This window comes from Winogradskyella alexanderae (assembly GCF_020166335.1).
Taxonomy (GTDB): domain Bacteria; phylum Bacteroidota; class Bacteroidia; order Flavobacteriales; family Flavobacteriaceae; genus Winogradskyella; species Winogradskyella alexanderae.
This window is the reverse complement of record NZ_JAIUJR010000005.1, coordinates 220,980-243,310: the sequence shown is the minus strand read 5'-3', so window position 1 is coordinate 243,310 and position 22,331 is coordinate 220,980. Positions and strand designations below refer to the sequence as shown.

Genomic DNA, 22,331 nt, shown 5'->3' with positions numbered 1-22,331 from the left:
CAATAATTGTTGCTTGCCGAATAATTACCATCATTGGCTTCCGAACTTCCGCTATTAGGTTCATAACTTGATGCACTAGACGGCTTGTTTAATGCGATATTAGGTGTAGTCTCAGGATTATTGTCCGTATGAACTACTCTATAGTATTGTTTGCCAATCCAAGCATTGTGTGTGCCATCCCACGTACTGTAGTGAAAATTATCAGATAATCCAGATGCAGTTACTCCCCATGTCGCTGCACTTACCAAATAGTCATTTTCAAATATATTTTGAGGTCTTTCGCTGGTATGGTATTCTGAATATAAATTCATTTCTACATCTCCAATACTATTAGCAACATCTTGGAAAATTTTTGAGGAATATATATGATCTGAATGATCTCCAGGATTTATAGAAGCATCGTCGTCTGCAATATTAAAAGTTATGAGTTGAGACCCATTTGCTTCTAATTCTACTAAAGATTGCATTGTATTGGTAAAGTCGGTAATTGAGTTATAAGTTGTTGATCCGTCAACCGCCGATATTGAGGATATTAAGCCATTATAGAGTCTTTGCACACTTTCATTTCCTGTACTGGTATAGCCGGAACCATTAAGATTACCATCTGGCAATCTTAAAAAATAAGCAACTATATTTCTATAACTATATTTTAATATTTGATGCCCGTTAATCGTTACATTGTTTTCATTCATATCGGTGCCGAGACCTGCCCCTGAAGTAAAGGTGTTAGACATAAATCTTAACGCTCTCAGGCTTCCTTCTTCCCTAGCTAAGTAGTAGTTATTGTAACCTATACCCGCACCTGCATCTCCTGCAGTTATATGAATAAAAACAACCTTATGATCAGAACTTTTAACATCAGTGTATGCGTTAGGGTTCATAAACAATTGCCAATCATCAGCATGAGCAGAAACATAAATATCAATCTTGTTTTGTCCTTTTAAATTATAGGAACAAAAAAGAAAAACTAACGAATAAAGTAGATAATGTAATATTTTCATGATTAATAGTTTTTCATCATTAAATACAAAGTAGTTTATAACTATTCTTTCGTTGCGGAATGGTAACAAAATATACTATCTAAATTTAGCAAAATGGATTGAAATTTCAGTTTTAAATTAAATGTTTTTTAAGAGAAAACCCATTTCAATTGGGTTCGTTTCCCAAATCGGGTTTTGTATTCTTTTACTCTTTTTAATACTTATGGGAATTGTTGAAACTTCTTGTATCTGTCCGGTACTGGAAATTCTGGTTTTACACCGTGCCAGAACATATTAATTATCCACCATCTGTCTTGATAGTAAGCCAATTGTATACTCTTTACATCTTGTTTATAGGGCTTGTTGTTAGCCATATCCTCTTTACTATGGAAAGCTTCACAATGGCTAAATGCATGACCTATATTAGCATAGGATTCTACAACTCTTCCCAATTCTCTTTCATAAAAAGCTGTCTCACGAGTATTATTAAACCAAAATCCGATACGTTCAATATAATCATTTGGATGTATCCATTGAGGTCTAAAATTTTTGTTAATATCGTATTCGTAACCTATTTTCATTCCTTGAGGATGAAATAAAAATTTCATAAAATCCCAATCTCTTTTTTCACCTGGTTCGCCTCCAAGGCAGGCATAAAATGCAGTTATTAAATCATCAATGGTTTGTACCTTTTCTAAATACTCTTTTTTCATTATGTATGTAGTTAAATTAGAATTTTTTGTTAAAAAACTATAACAAATAAAAAACAATAATTTTGAAATTTTCAAAATCTCAATTTTTTTTGGGGTCAATTACCAATTTGAGCGGCTAAAGGTTGAAAGTGGCGTTAAAGTTCGTTTAGTTACAGCAAATAACCAGCGCATTATCCTATGCTATATTTTTTTCCGTTGCATTAATTTTTTTTCAAATGCTAAAAAAGGTCATTTTATCCTTTAAAAATGTCTCATATAGAATTAATAGTTTTAATTTGAACTACTTTCATAGATTTGATTTCAACAATCAAAATTTTCACTTTTTTTTATAAAAGAAATAATATCAAAATAAAAAACACACATTTCAATGGATAAAAAAACTAGGAAAATACTTTTAATAGGTGGAAATTCTAGCGTGTCACGATATGTAATGCCATTATTTTCTAATGATTATGAAATAATTACAGTTGGTCGTAGAGACTGCGATATTAATTTAAACCCCAATAAATCTTTAGCCGATCAATTGCCTTATCACGCAGATGTGGTGATACACACTGCTGCGGCATTTGGCAGAGAAACAGACGATGAGATTTATGAAACTGAAAAGTATAATGTATTAGATACAATGGAATTGTGTTTTCATTTGAAAAGGATGAATGTGAAACATTTTCTTTTTATATCAAGCATATTCGTTCATCTGCAAGAAACGTCTCCACTGTATAGTATATATAACATTTCAAAGCAACATGCAGAAGAAGTTATAAATTATTGTTTAGAAAGAGATGGAATTCCATTTACTATTTTAAGACCTTCCCAATTATACGGTAAGGATCCTTCTTTTATAAAACACCATCCATTTCTTTATCAAATTGTAGAAACCGCTTCTAAAGGTGAGAAACTTTATTTATTTGGTATCCATGGTGGTCGTGCAAATTATCTTCATATAAAGGATTTTGCAGAAGTAATTTACAGGGTAGTTAAAAAAAGGGTTTTTGGAGTATACGATTGTGTTACAAAGACTCCAAATACCTATTTAGAAATTGCTCGTAGCGTCTATGAATTAACGAATAATCCTGTCAATATTGAATTTGTAAAAGATAAAAAAGAATCAGGTCAAGGATTTCCATTCGATGATACAATTTATAAAAAAATCGACTATTATCCTGAAATGTCAATCAAAGATGGTTTGTTAGAAATACTTAATATAATTTAATTAAAGAATAAAAAAAGCTAAGCACTGAAATCTAAGGCAACTTCAATCTCCAATTTGAAAGATTTTTCATTATTTTCAAATCAATGGGGAACTGTTTAAAGGGAAAAAATATCGAATGTTCATCTTAAGCTTAAGGTAATTATCACACAATTTTGATTAAGGTTTTGATTGATTGTTTTCGACTTTTAACACATTGTGCGTTTACTAGTTGTTTTGAATACTGCAGATTTGCCATATTCTAGTGATATATCCCATGGATTTGACTTTCGTCGTCTAAATTGGTTAGGGCAGAATTATTTATTTTTATTTGTTAATACAATTAAAACAATCTATTACTTAATTCATAATCGCATGTCCAATAATCTATACGTTAATTATGTTAAACCTCTTTTTGACCTTGGCGCTGCTTTATTTGGTATTTTAATTATTTCTCCTTTGTTTGTCATCCTAACAATAATTCTTTGGATTGATTTTAAAGGTTTACCATTTTTCTTTCAAGAAAGACCGGGTAAGAATGGGAAAATTTTTAAGATTATCAAATTCAAGTCCATGAATGACAGGAAAGATTCCAATGGCAATCTGCTTTCGATGAGAGTACGTACCACCAAAATTGGCAAGTTTATTAGAAGATATTCTTTAGATGAAATTCCACAATTGATTAATGTCCTAAAAGGTGACATGAGCCTAATAGGTCCGAGACCTCTCCCTGTCTATTACATCCCTCATTACAATGACATAGAAAGAAAACGTCACAATGTTAAACCAGGTGTAACCGGACTTGCACAAGTAAAAGGTAGAAATAATCTAGTTTGGGAAGATCGCTTTGCTTTGGATGTACAATATGTGGAAAAATTGACTTTTTTACTCGATGTTAAGATTCTATATTGGACATTACTTAAATTGACATCAAAATCAGATGTTGCCATAGATCAGGACGAATTTCTAGACCCTTTCGATATATACCGAAAAAAACAAAAGAAGACTAATTATGCTTCTTGAAGAAAACCCTTTTCTTTGGCATTAACGTTAATTAAAATTTGACAACCAAATATTTATTTACATGGTTATTTAGTAATTTTCCTAAAAATAAAGAACTTTTGTCAGATTAGGATTATTTGTCTTCCATCGCTTCTTCCATAGTATGGTACACATTCTGCACATCATCGTCTTCCTCGATTTTTTCCAATAGCTTCTCAACATCTTCCATTTGTTCTGGTGATAGCTTTTTGGTCACCTGCGGAATACGCTCAAAACCAGAGGATAGAATTTCTATGTTATTTTCTTCCAAATAGGACTGTATGTTGCCAAAACTTTCAAATGGCGCATAGATCATTACACTGGTAATTTCTTTTCCCTCCTCGTCCTGGTCCGTATCTTCAAATATTTCCTCAACGCCAAAATCAATAAGCTCTAGCTCTAATTCTTCTAAATCCAAACCATCGCCATTGATTTTAAAATTACAGGTGTGGTCAAACATAAACGCTACAGAACCTGATGTCCCTAGACTTCCGTCGCACTTGTTAAAATAGCTCCTAATGTTGGCAACCGTACGTGTGTTATTATCGGTAGCCGTTTCTACCAAAATGGCAATACCATGTTGTGCATAGCCTTCAAACAAAACCTCCTTATAATCGCCCTGGCTTTTGTCTGATGCGCGTTTAATGGCACGCTCAATATTATCCTTGGGCATGTTTACGGACTTAGCATTTTGTATTACCGCCCTAAGCCGTGAATTACTGTCAGGATCCGGACCACCTTCCTTAACAGCCATTACAATATCTTTTCCAATACGCGTAAAGGCTTTGCTCATTGCAGCCCAACGTTTCATTTTTCGTGCTTTTCTAAACTCAAAAGCTCTTCCCATAGTTAGCGTGAATAGTTATAATAATTAAAATGAAAACCTTTTAATCAAGGCAAAACAAATGTAGTAAAATATTAAAGTTTAACGAACTCAATCTTTAGGGTGAATAGTAGTGCTTTAGTCTAGTCTTCAACCTCTACAATAGCTTCAATAGCTGCTGCCAAATCAAAGTCTTTTTGGGTTACGCCTCCTTCATCATGGGTAGATAGTGAAATACGAAGCACATTATATACATTACTCCAATCCGGATGATGGTTAAGGGCTTCACACTCAAAAGCAATGCGGCTCATAGCACTGAAACAGTCCTTAAAATTGTCGAATTCAAATTCGGCATGAATAGCGCTGTTATGAAATTCCCAATCCGGAAAGCGTAATAATCTTTTTTCTATTGTAGCATCGTCTAGTTTCATATGTGTTTTTGTTTTACCGAAAAGTACTAAATAAGTGGCGTTGGCACAAGCTTATTTATGAAGTTCTTCTAACACGTCCTCACTGGTAATTTGAAGGTGTTTGGGTAATTTATTGAATTTAGGGAGTACTGCCAAATAGCGGTCTTCATTGGTCGTATAAACATGCTTGTATTTTACATTACCGTTGGCAATAACCGAAAGCAGGGTTTTTATAAATTCATCGTGATGTACCAAATCGGTACTCCCTAAATGGAAAATACCGTATTTATTCCGGTTAATAATGTAATGTACTTGTTGTGTAACCTTTTTGTCAAGGGTTACATTCATAATAAGATTAGGGAAAATCTCTACAGGCTCCTTCTCATCAATACGCTGCTTAATCTCTTGAATTCTTGGTGAATTTGGTCCAAAAACCATTGGTAATCTCAAAACAGCGACTTGGCGTTTAGGCAAGCGCAAGAGCATATTCTCTATCTTAATTTTAAAATGGCCGTATTTGCTATGGCTCAGCGTTTTATCCAGTTCATAACTTGGATATTTGCTGTAGGCATCAAAAGCATTGGCAGAAGACAGAAATATAATGCGACTGCCATACTCTAAAGCATATTCTGCAACATGCTGGTGTGCAATAGTCTGCGCGTGAAAATCCCCACGCATAGCAGAAATAATAATAGTTGGTTTGCAGGCCTCGAGTATTTCATAAACATCATCTTCTTCTACAGCGTACTGAAAGAACTGTTTGTTGCTTTCAAACTCACGTTTTGGTGTTAGGTAAGTGCCATAAGTTCTAAAATAGGGTCCTAATTCTTTATACAGGGCATTACCGATATAACCACTTCCTCCGAGAATAAGAATGCGATGTTTGTTTAAATCCTTCTTCATTGATCCACCAGCAATTTAAGCCAGGCTTTTAGCCCTTGTAAAATGGAAGTTTTACAACGGTTGCAGGAATTGCTTTTTTACGTACCTGTATGTATATTTTGCTGCCAAATCCAGTATAGGCTGGAGATACGTAGCCTAATCCTATACCTTTTTTTAAAGAAGGTGACATGGTTCCTGAAGTTACTTTTCCAATGGCTTTACCATTTGCATCAACAATATCGTAACCGCGTCTTGGTATCCCTTTCTCGTCAAGCTCAAATGCTACAAGTTTGCGTTTTAGAATGCTTTTTTTCTGTTCAGACAGATTTTCTGAATTGGTAAAGGTTTTAGTGAATTTTACAATCCAGCCTAAACCTGCTTCAAAAGGCGATGTGGTATCATCTATATCATTGCCATAAAGGCTGTAGCCCATTTCTAAACGCAAGGTATCCCTTGCGGCCAAACCAATGGGTTTGATGCCATAGGGTGCCCCAGCTTCCATGACCTTGTCCCATATTTGTTTTACTTCAGAGTTCTTGCAGTAAATTTCAAAGCCGCCGCTACCGGTGTATCCGGTTGCTGATATGATCACGTGGTCTATTCCCGCAAAGTCACCTACAATAAAATTGTAAAAGCCTATTTGAAATAAATCGTGGGATGATAAGGTTTGCATCGCTTCAACCGCTTTAGGACCTTGAATGGCCAATAACGAATAATCGTCACTTAAGTTCCGCATTGTTGCGCCGACATCATTTTTGGAGGTAATGAAATCCCAGTCCTTTTGAATATTTGCGGCATTTACAACCAGTAAGTAGGTTTCGTCCTTAACTCTGTATACAATTAAGTCGTCTACAATGCCACCATTATCGTTTGGTATGCAACTGTATTGCGCCTTTCCAACGGTGAGTTTAGATGCGTCGTTGCTAGTAACTTTTTGAACTAAATCTAGTGCGTTGGGGCCTTCAACTAAAAATTCGCCCATGTGCGACACATCAAAAACACCAACTACATTTCTTACCGTTTCGTGTTCTATATTAACGCCTTCGTATTGTACAGGCATATTGTAACCAGCAAAAGGAACCATTTTGGCGCCTAGTGCTATGTGTGTGTCTGTTAATGCAGTGTTTTTCATTTTTGTGCTGAATTTATTTCAGTATCTGTTTAAACTGAAGTGTTAATTTTAAGGATTAAGCATCAATTTAGGATGCGCAAAATTAAGGAATTTTGCGAGTTTCGAATTAAATAATTTGTTAGAATTTTAATCAAAAAAAACCACCTGTCGAGGTGGTTGATATATCATGTTACTAAGTGATTAAAACTGATAACGTATACCCAAGGCTATGTCAAAATCCAAGTCATCATTATCGTATATGTCGTCTCCAAAACCTAATTCTGGTCTAAAGTCTAGAGATAACATCAAAGGGATGTCAAAACTATACTCTATGCCTACATTCCCTGCTACGAATACAAAAGTTTCGCCATCATCAAATCCAGGAGGGCTGTTATCAAACTCATAGCTGGCTATACCGCCACCAGCACCAGCATACCAGTTAAAATCGCCATCCAGTTGCCATACCCATTGATAGAGTCCAGCAATTTTAAAACCATCAAAGTCATTACCGGAACGCAATCCAAGGTCAACCTCCAATCGGTTGTTATCACCCAAAGCCCTTTGGTATGAGATTTCTGCCCCAAAACCATCGCTATCGCCAAGCCTAAGACCTATAGCATTTTCTGCAATTTCCTGTGCATTGCCCATTAAAAGTATAGCAAAAACAGTTACTGTAGTTAAAACTAATTTCTTCATAGTATATCGTTATTTATTGATTTCGTAAATGCTTACAAAAATAACGCCAAAAGAAAATATTTATTAGAATTCTTCATAGATTTATAAACATTTTTATTAAGAGTGAATAGCTCAATTTTCATTCATATGCATAGAAACGAAACTCATAAAATGAATACGCTTTTAGAATCATTCCATACGGTACTGAATACGGATCAGATAGTATACGGTGAAGCGCTTAAAAATCGGTACCACCATATTTGGAGGATGGATGAACCTTTGAACGTTAAGGCCATGCTACTCCCACATACTACAGAACAAGTAGCCTCTATAATGAAAATCTGTTACGCTCAAGAGCAACCGGTAATTGTTTTTGGTGGATTAACAAATCTAGTCGGTAGTACAGAAACCAATGGAGACGAAATTGTGATATCTATGGAGCGCATGGACGCTATAGAGAATCCGGATCTTCAAAGCAGAACAATTACGGTTGAAGCAGGAGCCATACTTGAGAACGTACAGAATGCTGTTGCAGAAAAAGGGCTTTTATTTCCATTAAACTACGGTGCTAAAGGATCTGCTCAGATTGGTGGTGCAATAGCTACAAACGCTGGAGGTTTGCAGGTCATCCGATTTGGAATGACTCGGAATCTTGTTCTTGGCCTTGAGGTAGTGCTAAGTGACGGTACTGTTTTATCTTCCTTAAAAAAGGTAATTAAGGATAACTCGGGTTACGACCTAAAACAATTGTTTATTGGCTCTGAGGGCACTTTGGGTATCGTAACTAAAGCTGTCTTAAAATTAGTTGAAGCACCAAAAAGCAGAAAAAGTGCATTTGTAGGTATAAATGACTATGATAAAGTTGTAGAATTTATGCGATATGTAGATAAAGGTTTGGCAGGAACCCTTAGTAGCTATGAATTGATTTGGAAAGAGACTTTTATTACCTTAACAAAGGATCCATCCATAGATAGATCACCTTTACCTTACGATTATAATTATTACGTTCTCATTGAAGGTTTGGGAAGTAACCAAACCGAGGACCAAAACCGCATGGAGCAATTATTAGAAGAAGCACTTAATAATGAATTAATTCTCGATGGAGCTTTGGCTTACACCGCGTCAGAACTAAGTTGGTTCTGGAACATAAGAGAAAACGTTGATGCCTTAGTTGCAGTCTGCGATTACGACCAGCACTTTGATATTAGCTTACCAATACATGCTATAGGTGAAACTATTGCAATAATTTCTGAACAATTAAAAACGGTTGAAGGTGTTACTCACGTATTTCCATTTGGTCATGTTGGCGATGGAAATATCCACTTTATAATAGGTAAAACGAATCAAAGTGATAGTTTAAGAATGGCTATTAATACTATTGTATATCAACCAATTAAAGGTCTAAACGGCTCAGTTTCTGCAGAACACGGTATAGGACTGCATAAAAAAGTCTATTTGCCGCTCTGTAGAACCGACGCAGAATTATATTTAATGAAACAACTTAAAATTACCTTAGATCCAAAAAACCTATTGAATCCAGGTAAAATTTTAGATTTCGACTAAATCAGTTTTTCTTTTTTTTGGGATTGTCTACAATAGTGATGGCCGCAATCAAATCTTGCATATCCATGGTTTGTAAATCGCTATCGGTAAAGAATGGTGCTAATTTATCGTTTGTATAGTTATAGACCTTCCAACGTTTAAATTGATACTCCAATGCTGTGAAATTTTCAATCCAATCTCCTGAATTTAAATAGGTGGTTTTACCGTGTTTATTTTCCTTAATCAGCATTTTAGGTTGGTGTATATGCCCACAGATTACGTAATCGTAACCATTTTCAATTGCCAATTCGGTAGCTACGTCTTCAAAATCATTGATATATTTAACTGCACTTTTTACATTATCCTTTATTTTTTTGGATAAGGAATAGCGCTCTCTACCTAGTTTTTCTAAGCACCAATTTATAAAACTGTTTATTAAAATAAGGATATCATATCCCCAACCACCAAGTTTGGCCAACCATTTTGCATTTTGCATAGAAACATCAAAAACATCACCATGAAAAAACCATGCGCGTTTGCCATCTAAATTTAGGACGAGCTTATTGACTATGGAGATGTTGCCAATTGTTGTATCGGTAAATTTTCGCAACATTTCGTCATGGTTACCTGTAATATAGATCACTTCGGTACCATTAGAAGCAAAGTCCATTATTTTTTTGATAACGCTTAAATGCGACTTTGGGAAGTAACGTTTCTTAAACTGCCAAATATCAATAATATCACCGTTTAATACGAGTTTTTTTGGCTCAATACTATTAAGGTAAGTAAGTAACTGCTTGGCTTGACAGCCAAAGGTCCCAAGATGGACATCAGAAATTACTGCAATTTCAACTTTCCTTTTTAGTTTCAAAACGTGCTATTAATAATTGCAAATCAAAGGATAAAAGACAATTTTGGTGTAAAGGAAAAATTAAAAATTCAGTTGAAACTGTTATGCTATTGTTACCAACAAATAGAGTAGCTCCTTATCGCTTAACATAGCAATAACAATCTAAAAAAGACATTTCAATTTTTGTTTCTCTTATAATACATTTACTTTAGCATAAATTTAGATTTAATGGCAGGGAATTCCTTCGGAAAGTTATTTAAACTCACTACTTTCGGTGAGTCTCATGGTGAAGCAATTGGTGGTGTAATAGATGGCTGTCCGGCTGGTATAAAACTCGATTTTGAGTTGATTCAGCTTGAAATGGATCGGCGCAAGCCAGGACAATCCAAAATAGTAACACAACGCAAGGAACCTGATACCGTTGAGTTTTATTCTGGAATTTTTGAAGGTACAACAACTGGAACACCAATCGGTTTTGTAATTAAAAACACCAACCAAAAATCTAAGGACTATTCGCATATAAAAGACGTCTACAGACCAAGTCATGCAGACTATACCTACGACAAGAAATATGGCGTAAGGGATTATCGCGGAGGTGGGCGAAGTTCGGCACGTGAAACGGCCTGTAGAGTAGTGGCAGGAGCTATTGCAAAACAGTTTTTGAGTACTTTAAAAATTAACGCTTTTACATCTGCTGTTGGTACCATATCCCTAGACAAACCCTATCAAGATTTAGACTTTAATAATATTGAAACTAATGTGGTACGTTGTCCGGATCCAGTAATTGCAGAAAAAATGATTGCTCGAATCGGTGAGGTAAAAAAACAGGGAGACACTATTGGTGGTGTCATAACATGTGTTATTCAAAATGTACCAGCTGGACTTGGAGAACCGGTTTTTGATAAACTCCACGCAGAACTGGGAAAAGCAATGCTATCCATTAATGCTGTAAAAGGTTTTGAATATGGTAGTGGGTTTGAAGGCTCAAAAATGTTAGGGAGCGCTCATAACGACAGATTTAATGAAGATGGAAGTACGCAGACCAATAGATCAGGTGGTGTGCAAGGTGGCATTAGTAATGGCATGGACATCTATTTTAACGTAGCATTTAAACCTGTGGCAACGACTTTACAAAAACAGGATACCATAAATAGTACTGGAGAGACTGTGGAAATGCAAGGAAAAGGAAGGCACGATCCATGTGTTGTTCCTAGAGCAGTCCCTATTGTAGAGGCAATGGCAGCCTTAGTTATAGCAGATTATACCTTACTCAGAAAACAAGAAACTAACTAAACTACGATAACCCAACCCATTGGGTTTTATATTGCTTATGAAAAAAATTGCATTGCATTGGAAAATTATTATTGGGATGGTACTTGGTATCATCTTTGGTTTTATAATGAATTCCAGTGATGGTCAAGAATTTGTTGCCGATTGGATAGCTCCATTTGGTACAATTTTTATCAATTTGTTAAAGCTCATTGCAGTGCCTTTGATTTTAGCGTCCTTGATAAAAGGAATTTCGGATCTTAAGGATATTTCTAAAATCCGTGACATGGGTTTACGAACAATTCTAATCTACATTAGTACAACCTTGGTTGCCATAATTATTGGTTTATCCATTGTAAATTTTGTAAAGCCAGGTGAGGGTATGCCTCAAGACACCATTGAAAAAATAAAAATGAAGTACGAGAATGATGCTGGTGTTACCGATAAATTAATAAAGGCAAGTGCACAGAAAGACGCTGGGCCATTACAAGCGTTAGTAGATATTTTTCCAAGTAATATTTTCCTTGCTATGGGTGAAGCAAAGATGCTTCAGATTATCTTTTTTGCCTTATTCGTAGGCATTTGCCTATTGCTCATTCCAGAGGAAAAAGCCAAACCCATGGTGGATATTTTCGACTCCTTAAATGAGGTAGTCATGAAAATGGTGGACCTTATTATGTTGTTTGCACCTTATGCGGTATTTGCTTTAATGGCAAATGTCATAATAGCATTTGATGATACGGAAATACTGATAAAATTACTGCAGTATGCGTTCTGTGTCATAGGTGGACTGATTTTAATGATAGGTTTCTATTTGCTACTAATTAGGTTTTTTACTAAAAAATCACCATTATGGTTCTTAAACAAGATAAGCCCAGCGCAACTTCTTGCCTTTTCAACAAGTAGCAGTGCTGCCACGCTTCCCGTTACAATGGAACGTGTTGAAGAACATATCGGTGTTGATAAAGAAGTATCAGGTTTTGTTTTGCCAGTCGGCGCAACAGTTAATATGGACGGTACAAGCTTATACCAAGGGATTGCTGCGGTATTTATTATGCAAGTTATATGGCCCGAAGGTTTATCGTTTACAAATCAGCTTGTTATAGTAGCAACTGCCTTATTGGCTTCAATTGGGAGTGCAGCCGTGCCAAGTGCCGGAATGGTTATGTTGGTAATTGTCTTGGAGTCTATTGGATTTCCAGCTGAATTATTGCCAATTGGTTTGGCACTAATTTTTGCTGTAGACAGACCGCTGGATATGTGCCGTACAGTTGTAAATGTTACTGGTGACGCAACTGTTTCAATGGTTGTTGCTAAGTCACTAGGCAAACTTCACGACGATCCAAAGCCCAAAGAATGGGATGATAATTACGAGGCTGTAAAATAATTTTACAAGCTCGTTAAAAGTCATTAACTTTAAAACTACAAAACCAATAAAATCAGACTCATATGAACATTTGTTTTATAATGTATCCATGGGAAAATATAGATCCTGAAAATGACACAAGTTTAGCGCTCATTAAGGAATGTGTAAAGCGTAAGCACGGTGTTGCCATGTGCACGCCTGCAAACCTTACCATACGAGACAGTGTTACTAATGCATTTTGTAATGTTATTGGCAGGATGGATAAAGTACCTTCAACTTTGAAAGCATTTTATAATAGAGCGCAATTAAGAGAAGAAATGCTTCCTTTAGCTGGTTTTGATGCGATATTTTTTAGAGCAAATCCTCCATTGGATCCTTTAATGCTTAATTTTCTTGATTCTGTAAAAGATGATGTTTTCATTGTGAATTCACTAGAAGGAATGCGGGAAGCAAACAACAAACTATACACGGCTGCTTTTGGTGATGCCCATAGTAATATCATTCCGAACACTCATGTTTCAAAAAACAAAAAATATTTGACCCAACAGATTAGAGAATCCAAATCAGATAAGATGATTCTTAAGCCATTAAATGGATATGGTGGTTCGGGTGTAATTTTAATCGAAAAGTCAGCAATGAGTAATATTAATTCCTTGCTTGATTTTTATATAAGTAATTCTGACGGTACTTCTAATTACGTGATTCTTCAGGACTATATTGAAGGTGCAGATCAAGGAGACGTAAGGATATTACTGCTTAATGGTGAACCTGTAGGTGCAATGAGACGTGTGCCTGGGAAGGATGACCATAGATCCAATGTTACAGCAGGAGGTTCTGTGCAGAAGCATACCTTAACCAAAGCAGAGAAGGCGCTTTGTAAGCAGATAGGACCTAAATTAGTTAAAGATGGTCTTTATTTTGTAGGTATAGATGTAATAGGAGGTAAGTTGGTCGAGGTTAATGTGATGTCTCCAGGAGGTATTACTTACATTAATAAGGTTTATAAAAACAAACGCAAGGTAGAGGAGAAGGTTATTGATTTTCTAGAAAGTAAGGTTTTGGATCAACTACAGGCCTTTGATAGACGTGCTAGATTGCGAAAAACGGTTGAGGAAGCTTAAGAGGTTATTCAATGAAAACAATCGACTGGACACGTGACGAACTCGTAGCTTACATTTTATTGTTTGCAGCCAATTCGGATTTTAAAGAAGACAACAAAGAGCGCAACGTTATCATATCTAAGGTAGATATGAACACCTTTCAGGAAATCCATGACGAATTTAATAGCGATAATGATTACCAAGGCATACAAAAAATAATGACCAGCCTTCGTCAACATAATTATGAAAAGGACGATATTGAAGTCTTATTAGCCGACATCAAAACAATATTCTTTGCTGATGGTAAGTTCAAAATTAATGAACGTATCCTTTTAAGATCCTTAGAACGCTTATTTAAAACACTATGATGGAAAGACTTTCCGTAGAAACTATAATTGCTAAAATTGAGGCAGAGGAACAGTTTCATGCTGTTTCTGATGATTATTCTTTTACTCTAAAAGTAGAAAAGTATGTGCCTTATGTCTGCGGTGCCGTGCATGATGGTCATCAATTCAGAAAATCACTCTGGAACAATTGTCTTCACTCTGAGTACGATCGCTGGTATGAGGAAGATCCGGAAACCAAAAACATGGTGATTACGCATCCTATTTTAATTGCGGGTTGTGATTCGAGATTTGAATATGACCTAAACCGTTTTCCTGAAGAAGCGGTTTTTGAAACGGCTTGGGGTAAACAACTTTGGAAAAAGCCTTTATCAGAAGAAGAAAAAGCATTAAGCCTAACAAAACATGCTAATTTCTATAAAGTAGTTGAAGCCCTGATATCAAAGATTGAATCTAAGTTTGGTGTTTGCATTGTTTATGATATGCACAGTTACAATTGGAAACGATGGGATAGGGAAGTGCCAACATGGAACTTGGGTACATCAAATATCGATAATGAGCGTTTTGGCAAATTGATTGAATCGTGGCGGCAAATGCTAGAAAATATTGTATTACCTCACGAAATAAAGCAAACTGCGGCTATAAATAACACCTTTTTTGGTAATGGGTATTTTTTAAGGTTTATTACAAATACCTTTAAAAACACCTTAGTTTTAGCGACTGAAATAGCTAAGGTGTATTGTGATGAGCTTAATCAAATAATATATCCTGAAGTCGTAGCTTCAGTAGAAAAACAATTACAGGCGTTGATACCAAAGCATGCAGAACAATTCTATAGTACCTACAAGAATTAATGTCTAGAATTAAAACTACACAAGAGTTTCAAGAGATATTCGATATTGATGCTAACCTTAATCGGTTGGTTAAGAATATTGAACTACTTAATTATATAAACCCTCAGAATATTGCTTCAGAAAAAAAGAAATTTTTCGCAGCAAAATATAATTACGAACCAGAATTTAAATATCCTAAAATCAGGTTTAATGCTTATAAATTACATCGTTTGTTTTTCTCGCAACGACTAGAGCGTATTGATGATGAGGATATAAGGCAACTGTATGAGGATATAATCTACGAATATTCGGGTTTAATAGAATGTATTGAAACCATTGGGCAGGGGCGAAAATTCTATTTTAACAGCTTAAAAAGCTTTGGAACACCAACCGAAAAAGATCTTGAGAATGCCTCTTTTATTCTTCGTTTTGATGATTCCGAATTTAACGAGGAAATGCTTCCGATGTATAATGCTGAAGAGGCTAGGGAATATTTTGATGCCTTTTCCAAACGCTATGATTTTGAATACAAAATAAAAATTTCAAATAACCTTTCTGCAGCTGCAATGGTGCTAAACAATACGCAGACTTTAGTGCTAAGAAAGAGTCATAAATTTAGTCTTAATCAGTTAAAAGTACTTACCAATCACGAAATTGGAGTTCATATGGTTACAACATTCAATGGATTGACACAGCCTTTAAAAGTGTTTTCAAATGGTTTTCCAAATAATGTTGAAACACAAGAAGGACTTGCCGTTTATTCTGAATTAATGAGTGGTTGTTTAACCATTGAGCGTCTAAAAGAACTAGCCTTTAGAGTAATTGCAGTAGACAGTCTACATAAAGGCTATGATTTTGCAGACACATTTCATTTATTGCACAGACAACACAAACTAAATCGTGAAAAAGCTTTTGCTATAACCTTAAGAGTTCATAGAGGTGGCGGTTTTACTAAGGATCATCTTTATTTGCGAGGTATTAGAAATATCTATAAACATGCTAGGAGTGGCAATGACCTAGGTGTGATGTTAACCGGAAAGGTAAGTCAGGAGTACATACCCACAATAATAAAACTACAAGAGCTCGGCTTGGCCATTGGCCCAAAGTATTTTACGGATGCCTACGTTACAAATGACAATACAGATCCAAATTTAGACTTTATTCTAAAAAGTTTAAAATAGCATCTCTATGTTATAACGTAGAACCCCAAAACCAAATGTTTGGTCTAACATACTAGATGAAATTAATTGGAGGTTAGACATGTCTCCTTTTAAGATTCAACTCGTTCCCAACTAATAGAAGTTAGGGTCGAATCAACCGATTTTGTTTTGAGGTCCGTTACATTACTAAGCTTAAAACCATTTATTTAAAAAGCTTATTCCAAAATTATGTCACATTTATAAATCAAAAAACCAATATTCAATAAATTGGTGTTTTGGAGCAGTGAGTTGGTAGTTTAGATGAGTGAAGTGATTAACCATTGGTAGATTTTTTTTGCCACTTTATTTTTTTTAACAGAAGTTATGGTGATACATCGATTTTTTTTATGTCCTTAAAAAGGATGTATTAATTTTAAGTTATCAAAGCAAATGTGCTATTAATCATTTTGTTGTTTCCCTCATTCAACAAAATTTGAATTTTTGTTTAGATACAATAGTTTTAAGTAAGTTGTTAATTTAAAAAAGCCTTTTAGAATGGATGCTAAAAAGGCTTTTTTATTTTATAAACTTGGCCTGCAATTCTGGAGTGGGTATCATGCAAGCATCTTTTTTTCCAAACCATTTATATCTGTTTTTTGCAATAAAATTGTATACCCAATTTCTAATAACGGGCGGAATAATAAAAAATACAGATAATAATTTAGTTGGGTAGTTCAACTGATTTGCTATGCGAAGTGCTGCACTTGATTTGTAATATATTTTATCCTTTATAGGATCATATAATAATATTGAATCTATTTTCTTAGTATTTATTTTAAAATAGTTTATGATTTTGTTACCTATTTCGCTCTGTAAGGGAGCGAATAAAAATCTATCCTTTTCATCACGTTTTATAACATACAAAACACTGTTATTGCAAAGATTGCAAACGCCATCAAATAGTATTAATAGCTTATCTTTTGAAACTTCCTTAATCACAAAGCAAAGATAGGTCTAAAGCTTATAATGAATTTAAAAATTGCGTTAAATCCAAATCCTTTTCTAAATTTAATTTCTTTTTTAGGCGATACTTTGATTTAAGCACACTATCTGGTAAAACATTTAGCATTGATGCAATTTCCTTTGTTGTTAAATTCATTCTTAGAAATGATGCTAGCCGAATTTCCTTTTCTGTAATATCACTAGAGAAAGACTTAATTTTTTGATCAAAGTTGTTATGAACTTCGGAGAAATAAGATTTAAAAACTTCCCAATCCTTATCTTCTGCACTTTCCTTCTTTAGCAACATTACAAGACGTCTAAATTCTATTTTAAACAATTCAGGTGATTTTTTAATCTTTTCTAAGTTCTCTTTAAGCTCTTGTATAAAGGTGTTCTTCTGAACGAGATGCAACGTTTGTGAGGCAAGTTCTTTCTTTTTAAAAGCAATTTCGTGTTTATAGATTTCTTCCTGCTTTTCACGCTCAATTTTATTTTTCTTAATCCGTTGGCGAAAGCCGAAAAGGAGTAATCCCGAAGTTAATATTCCAGCCACAGCGCCTCCACCATATAAGAGTTTTGTAAGCTTATCATTTTCTGCTTGCGCATTTAAAGTTTTAATTTCTTCTTCTTGTAAAACAAGTTCTGCTTCTTTTTGTTCTGTTTTATGAATAATTCTTAATTCATTGATCTGCTTTTCGGATTTTCTTTTTAAAACAGAGTCTTGATATTTCTTATGCAGTTCATAATTATGTAATGCATCTAAATAATTATTTTGTAGCTTAAAAGTTTCAGATTTAGTCAAATACGCATTTGCTCTTCCTTCTAGCTCTAAGTTGCCTTCAGTTAATAATTGATCGAGTAACTTTTGGGACTTATTATAGTTACCCATTTTATTGTAATATTTTGCTAATCTGAGATTTGAATATGTTGTAATGGCATCATAACCTATGGAATCAGCGATTTCAAGACACTCATCGATTAATTTTTTTGCATTGGGATAATCCTGAGATTCCATATAAATGTCGATAAGGTGTGATTTACTCACAATGAGAATAGACAGATAACCATTTGGTTCAGATATATTAATACTTTTATTAAAGTAGGCTTTTGCCTTGGTATAATCTTTCTTGAATTTATATGAGATACCAAGAATATTATAAATCTGAGATTGGTATTCTATATCCTCATATTCTTTATAAATTTCTAAGGCTTGTTCACTGTATTCAATTGAAGAATCGAAGTTTTCTAATGAATTTTCTATAACTGCTAGTTTATTTTGAGCATCGGCAATTCTAATTCTTTTATTTAGTGCTTCTACCATTTCGAGACTGTTTAAAACACTCTTTAAAGCTAGTTGATATTGCTCACGATTAATATAGATTGAACTTTCTAAGTCATATGACAATGCCACAGCGAAAGAATCCTTTAGTTTTTTATTAAACTCTAAATTCTTTGAGTTTATTTCTTCCGCCTTATCAAGATTACCAAGCGATATTTCTAAATTGGCTAAGCTATGGTTTGATATGGATACTTGTTCTAGATTATTAGCTTCATAGGAGAGTTTTATGGTTTTATCAATGTAATATCTAGCTGAATCATGCTTACTTAAGATATTATAAATAACAGCTATGTGATGGGATGATTTTATTTTGTACTCTAATTGATTTAATTGCTCGGACAATTTTTGTTGCTTAAATGCATATTCCTTTGCTTTTTTAATATCCCTGTACAAATAATATGATGTTATCTTATTTAGGGTTTTTAGTTTTATACTATCAACACTAGTAGTTTCTTTGACATTTAATAGACTGTCAATTTTTGATTTTTGTTGTGCATTAATACACAATGCAAATAATAGGAAACAAATAAATCGTATTCTCAATATCATTAGTTGGGTAGTAAAATTGAAAGACGAAGTTAACTAATTTAGTTAGGCCTAAGACACAATCATCTAAGTTGTCTATTATTTTAAAAGCCCTTTGTCCATACTCTGTCTATGTGTATGTCCACGATTATTTTTCATAAATAACTGAATTACAACATTTTAAAATCTATTTGGTTTTTCTTTATCAGCTTAAAATATATACAAATTCGGACGCACTGTCCATGTTTTGTCCATGTCTATGATTAGAATTCTGGGCCATACACATCTAGTTTTGATTCTATAACAATTCGCAAAAACCAAAAATCATGAAAGCAATTATTAAAACTTTGAGATTAATTATGATGTGTTCTTTGTTAACCTTTGCCTTAGGGTGTAGCAAAGATGATAATGAACCAGACCCAGGTAATGGGCAAATAGAAGAAGTTAATGGTATCGCAGCCGAGGATTTAGATAACTATGGTGGCGATTTAGGTTTGTTAATTAATACCCGAGATTTGGTTAAAAAAGGATATAACCCAACTAAGGTAAATGTTACCACAACTGCGACTCAAGGCAATTATGACCAAGAGTTAGAAGTAGATGCATATACCAACATTGCACAATTAAAATTAGCGGTTGATGATTTATCAGAAGCTGCTACAGAAGAATTAAGAGATGGTGTAGGACTCACCATAGAGGTTTTAGACGCTTCTGATACAGTCTTAATTTCAGAATCTTACAGCGTTATCTCTTTTGAAGAAAATGGCAATAACTTTGAGATTGATGCCTCGGCATTAGAATATCAAGACCAAGAATTTCACTTTAAAGAAAACATGCGCTATTATTTACAGTTAGTAGATGCAAATGGAAACTACAGTAATAAATTGGTTGCGTCATATGGTGGTAATGGATGGCTGCGCTATCGAGAATCATTAAGTTTTAATCCAGGAACTACTAGCGAGCAATTTTATATATTAAATGATCCTAACAATCCTGATTTATTCAGCCTTTATTCCGCCAACAACGATGCTTATATTTTTATTGGTGCAAATGAAACTAGCTTACCACGTACATTGAGACGTTCGGCATCTACTTTTTATCCTGACTGGCAACCTGAAAATCTATCAGATTCTTGGAAATTTAGACTTCAAAAAGAATCAAATGGGTTATACACCATATGGTCTGAAGTTGCAAATAAACCATTGCGCTCTTTTGTTAATTCTTCAAATGATTTTACTATTAATTGGCAAGCCACAGATTCTGGTTCAATACAATATTTTAGAATTATCGCTATAGATATAGACTGGGACGGTACAGATTTAAATACTGAATATCTTCCACCAATCTTACCAAGAGTAAATACGTCTTTTGGTTTTAATAGCACCTTAAGAAACTGTGGTTCTGGTTCATTAGAGCAACAAGTAGGTTTTGAGAGCAGTGTTACTACAACGTATACTATTGGCTTTCAAGAAACTATTGGGCTAAGTAGTAGAACAGTTGCTGGTGTTTCTGCTAGTGTGTCTGCAACAGCAGAAGCCAGTTATTTTGGTGTTAGCGGTTCTGTAACAGCAGAAGTTTCAGCTAATTTAGAATTAGCTGTTGAGGCTACTACTGAATCTACAGAAACAGTTACAGAGTCTACCACTGAGAATAATTCTTTCTTTTCAAACAGAACTGTAACTGTACCTTCTGGAAGCGCTTCTTTAGTGTATGATGCTTATCAAACCTATTCTGATGTAAAAGTACCCTACGTAAAACGCATACGACTTAAAGGGCTTCATACAGGGTCATCAGAGTCTTTAACTGGTAACGAAATAGCAACGCAACTTGCTATGACTAATTTTTCGGGCGTGGTAACCAATATTGGTTCTGACTTTGTTGAAATTACTATTAGAGGTAATATGACTTTGGATAACATTGTAGATACGCAGACCGAAGTAAGAGATGTTGCAGCGAATTGTAACTAATATTGCTAGCAATTCTAAAAAGCGGTGGATTAATTCTACCGCTTTTTTAAAACATTATTAAACAATTCAATGCTTAAAATTCGATAAAATGAAAACAAAATTAATAATAGCATTAATGTGCATATGCTCTTCTTGTTTATATGCCCAGAATATAAGCTATCAAAGCTGGATAAATCAGTTTACGGCTACAGGAAGTAGTTGTTCTAGCGAAGTGGGTGATGAAGAATATACATGGTATGGCTATGTAAGTGATAACGTTTATACTACTGAGACTTCAACAGGGTGTAAAGAAAAAACTACCAATGGCGCTACGACGCTTTCAGGTACGTTTGGCTTACGTACTCGAAATTCTACTACGGCAACAAGCATAACTGGCCGGTTACGTGCTTGGGAAGATGATAGTGGCGATAGATGTACATATAATTCTGGAGGTATTAATAGTGATGATTGCTCAACTAATATATCTTCATCTTACTCGCTTTCTAATCCGGTAGAATATGAATTTACAACAGGAACGCGAACAATTGGAAATGGAAATTTTACCATGGAAATGGAATATCAATATAGATATTCAGTAACGACTTTAGGGCTTGCCGTTGACAATTCTTCCGAATCATTTTCAACAACTGGTACGAGACAGTTTTGGGGATCTATTGGGTCTTGGGCAGACGTTGATGACGATTGTGCCGCATCTGGAACAATAGGTAATAATCAGACTTCTTCTTTTCAAACAACCGTAAATAACAAAAGTAGTGTAGCCTTTAGATGGCGTGCTTCGTCAGAACCTAACGATTACTTAAGGGTTTATATTAATGGTGTATTAAATGATGAAATATCAGGTGAACCTGGCTGGTTAACAAAAACCATAAATTTAACAGGTTCTAGCAACACTATTAAATGGGAATATCAAAAAGATGGCAGTGGTTCTGGGGGAATAGATAGAGGATTTGTAGATGATATTTCATTTGCTGAATCCACTTTAGCTGTTGTTACTAACGAACTAGAAGGCGTTTCTATATATCCAAATCCGGTTAGAAGCACCTTAAATTTTCAAGGTTTAGAGACAAATACATATGAGTTAGTCATGTATAATACATTAGGAGCCGAGATTAAAACTTTAAAAATTATAAGGCCCTATGTAGATATGAGTGCGCTTAATAATGGGATATACATTATTAGACTATTTACAGATACAAGTCAAAAAACTTTTAGAGTCGTTAAAATCTAGTTG

Annotated in this window: 21 protein-coding genes; 11 read left to right on the top strand and 10 right to left on the bottom strand. The window is 34.6% G+C overall.

Annotated features, from left to right (window positions below; genetic code table 11):
* The coding region (locus LBU54_RS09475; protein WP_224528691.1) for a PIG-L family deacetylase at positions 1-1,001 on the bottom strand (1,001 nt) is incomplete at its 3' end.
* Between the two features lie 200 nt (positions 1,002-1,201).
* On the bottom strand, positions 1,202-1,693 hold the full coding sequence (locus tag LBU54_RS09470; RefSeq protein WP_224528689.1) for a hypothetical protein: 492 nt from the start codon (positions 1,691-1,693) through the stop codon (positions 1,202-1,204).
* 367 nt (positions 1,694-2,060) lie between these two features.
* Between LBU54_RS09470 and LBU54_RS09465 the strand changes: the two genes are divergently transcribed.
* Positions 2,061-2,906, top strand: a complete 846-nt coding sequence (locus LBU54_RS09465; RefSeq protein ID WP_224528687.1) for an NAD-dependent epimerase/dehydratase family protein — start codon at positions 2,061-2,063, stop codon at positions 2,904-2,906.
* 351 nt (positions 2,907-3,257) lie between these two features.
* On the top strand, positions 3,258-3,905 hold the full coding sequence (locus LBU54_RS09460; RefSeq protein WP_224528684.1) for a sugar transferase: 648 nt from the start codon (positions 3,258-3,260) through the stop codon (positions 3,903-3,905).
* 112 nt (positions 3,906-4,017) lie between these two features.
* Here LBU54_RS09460 and LBU54_RS09455 read toward each other — a convergent pair whose 3' ends face one another.
* The 5 genes from LBU54_RS09455 to LBU54_RS09435 form a co-directional block, all read right to left on the bottom strand.
* On the bottom strand, positions 4,018-4,770 hold the full coding sequence (locus LBU54_RS09455) for a YebC/PmpR family DNA-binding transcriptional regulator (RefSeq protein ID WP_224528681.1): 753 nt from the start codon (positions 4,768-4,770) through the stop codon (positions 4,018-4,020).
* A gap of 119 nt (positions 4,771-4,889) precedes the next feature.
* A complete protein-coding gene (locus LBU54_RS09450) occupies positions 4,890-5,177 on the bottom strand; it encodes a 4a-hydroxytetrahydrobiopterin dehydratase (protein ID WP_224528678.1) in 288 nt (95 codons plus the stop codon).
* 51 nt (positions 5,178-5,228) lie between these two features.
* Positions 5,229-6,059 carry a sugar nucleotide-binding protein gene (locus LBU54_RS09445; protein ID WP_224528675.1) on the bottom strand — a complete coding sequence of 277 codons (831 nt, stop codon included), beginning with the start codon at positions 6,057-6,059 and terminating at the stop codon, positions 5,229-5,231.
* Positions 6,060-6,087: 28 nt separating this feature from the next.
* The gene (gene gcvT, locus LBU54_RS09440) at positions 6,088-7,170 is read right to left on the bottom strand and encodes a glycine cleavage system aminomethyltransferase GcvT (RefSeq protein WP_224528673.1); all 1,083 of its coding nucleotides are present in this window, start codon (positions 7,168-7,170) and stop codon (positions 6,088-6,090) included.
* Positions 7,171-7,350: 180 nt separating this feature from the next.
* Positions 7,351-7,845: a hypothetical protein gene (locus LBU54_RS09435; protein ID WP_224528669.1), complete on the bottom strand. Its 495-nt coding sequence runs from the start codon at positions 7,843-7,845 to the stop codon at positions 7,351-7,353.
* A gap of 126 nt (positions 7,846-7,971) precedes the next feature.
* On the opposite strand from LBU54_RS09435, the gene LBU54_RS09430 reads away from it, so the two are divergent.
* Positions 7,972-9,387: an FAD-binding oxidoreductase gene (locus LBU54_RS09430; RefSeq protein WP_224528667.1), complete on the top strand. Its 1,416-nt coding sequence runs from the start codon at positions 7,972-7,974 to the stop codon at positions 9,385-9,387.
* 1 nt (position 9,388) lies between these two features.
* Here LBU54_RS09430 and LBU54_RS09425 read toward each other — a convergent pair whose 3' ends face one another.
* The gene (locus tag LBU54_RS09425) at positions 9,389-10,237 is read right to left on the bottom strand and encodes a UDP-2,3-diacylglucosamine diphosphatase (RefSeq protein WP_224528665.1); all 849 of its coding nucleotides are present in this window, start codon (positions 10,235-10,237) and stop codon (positions 9,389-9,391) included.
* Between the two features lie 207 nt (positions 10,238-10,444).
* On the opposite strand from LBU54_RS09425, the gene aroC reads away from it, so the two are divergent.
* From aroC to LBU54_RS09395, 6 genes are all read left to right on the top strand, one after another.
* Positions 10,445-11,509: a chorismate synthase gene (gene aroC / locus LBU54_RS09420; RefSeq protein WP_224528662.1), complete on the top strand. Its 1,065-nt coding sequence runs from the start codon at positions 10,445-10,447 to the stop codon at positions 11,507-11,509.
* Between the two features lie 37 nt (positions 11,510-11,546).
* Positions 11,547-12,872, top strand: a complete 1,326-nt coding sequence (locus LBU54_RS09415; protein WP_224528660.1) for a dicarboxylate/amino acid:cation symporter — start codon at positions 11,547-11,549, stop codon at positions 12,870-12,872.
* Between the two features lie 62 nt (positions 12,873-12,934).
* A complete protein-coding gene (gene gshB, locus LBU54_RS09410) occupies positions 12,935-13,972 on the top strand; it encodes a glutathione synthase (RefSeq protein WP_224528658.1) in 1,038 nt (345 codons plus the stop codon).
* Positions 13,973-13,983: 11 nt separating this feature from the next.
* On the top strand, positions 13,984-14,319 hold the full coding sequence (locus LBU54_RS09405) for a hypothetical protein (RefSeq protein WP_224528657.1): 336 nt from the start codon (positions 13,984-13,986) through the stop codon (positions 14,317-14,319).
* Complete coding sequence (locus tag LBU54_RS09400; protein ID WP_224528712.1) at positions 14,319-15,149, top strand: N-formylglutamate amidohydrolase; 831 nt, start codon at positions 14,319-14,321, stop codon at positions 15,147-15,149. Before LBU54_RS09405 ends, LBU54_RS09400 begins: the two co-directional genes overlap by 1 nt.
* Complete coding sequence (locus LBU54_RS09395; RefSeq protein WP_224528656.1) at positions 15,149-16,309, top strand: flavohemoglobin expression-modulating QEGLA motif protein; 1,161 nt, start codon at positions 15,149-15,151, stop codon at positions 16,307-16,309. The genes LBU54_RS09400 and LBU54_RS09395 overlap by 1 nt, the downstream gene beginning before the upstream one ends.
* A gap of 534 nt (positions 16,310-16,843) precedes the next feature.
* Here the strand turns inward: LBU54_RS09395 and LBU54_RS09390 are convergent.
* The gene (locus LBU54_RS09390) at positions 16,844-17,266 is read right to left on the bottom strand and encodes a thiol-disulfide oxidoreductase DCC family protein (protein ID WP_224528655.1); all 423 of its coding nucleotides are present in this window, start codon (positions 17,264-17,266) and stop codon (positions 16,844-16,846) included.
* A 22-nt stretch (positions 17,267-17,288) separates the two neighbouring features.
* Positions 17,289-19,157, bottom strand: coding sequence for a tetratricopeptide repeat protein (locus tag LBU54_RS09385; protein WP_224528654.1), 1,869 nt, complete (start codon positions 19,155-19,157; stop codon positions 17,289-17,291).
* A gap of 302 nt (positions 19,158-19,459) precedes the next feature.
* Between LBU54_RS09385 and LBU54_RS09380 the strand changes: the two genes are divergently transcribed.
* Positions 19,460-21,100, top strand: coding sequence for a hypothetical protein (locus LBU54_RS09380; RefSeq protein WP_224528653.1), 1,641 nt, complete (start codon positions 19,460-19,462; stop codon positions 21,098-21,100).
* Between the two features lie 88 nt (positions 21,101-21,188).
* Complete coding sequence (locus tag LBU54_RS09375; RefSeq protein WP_224528652.1) at positions 21,189-22,328, top strand: T9SS type A sorting domain-containing protein; 1,140 nt, start codon at positions 21,189-21,191, stop codon at positions 22,326-22,328.
* Positions 22,329-22,331 lie beyond the last annotated feature (3 nt).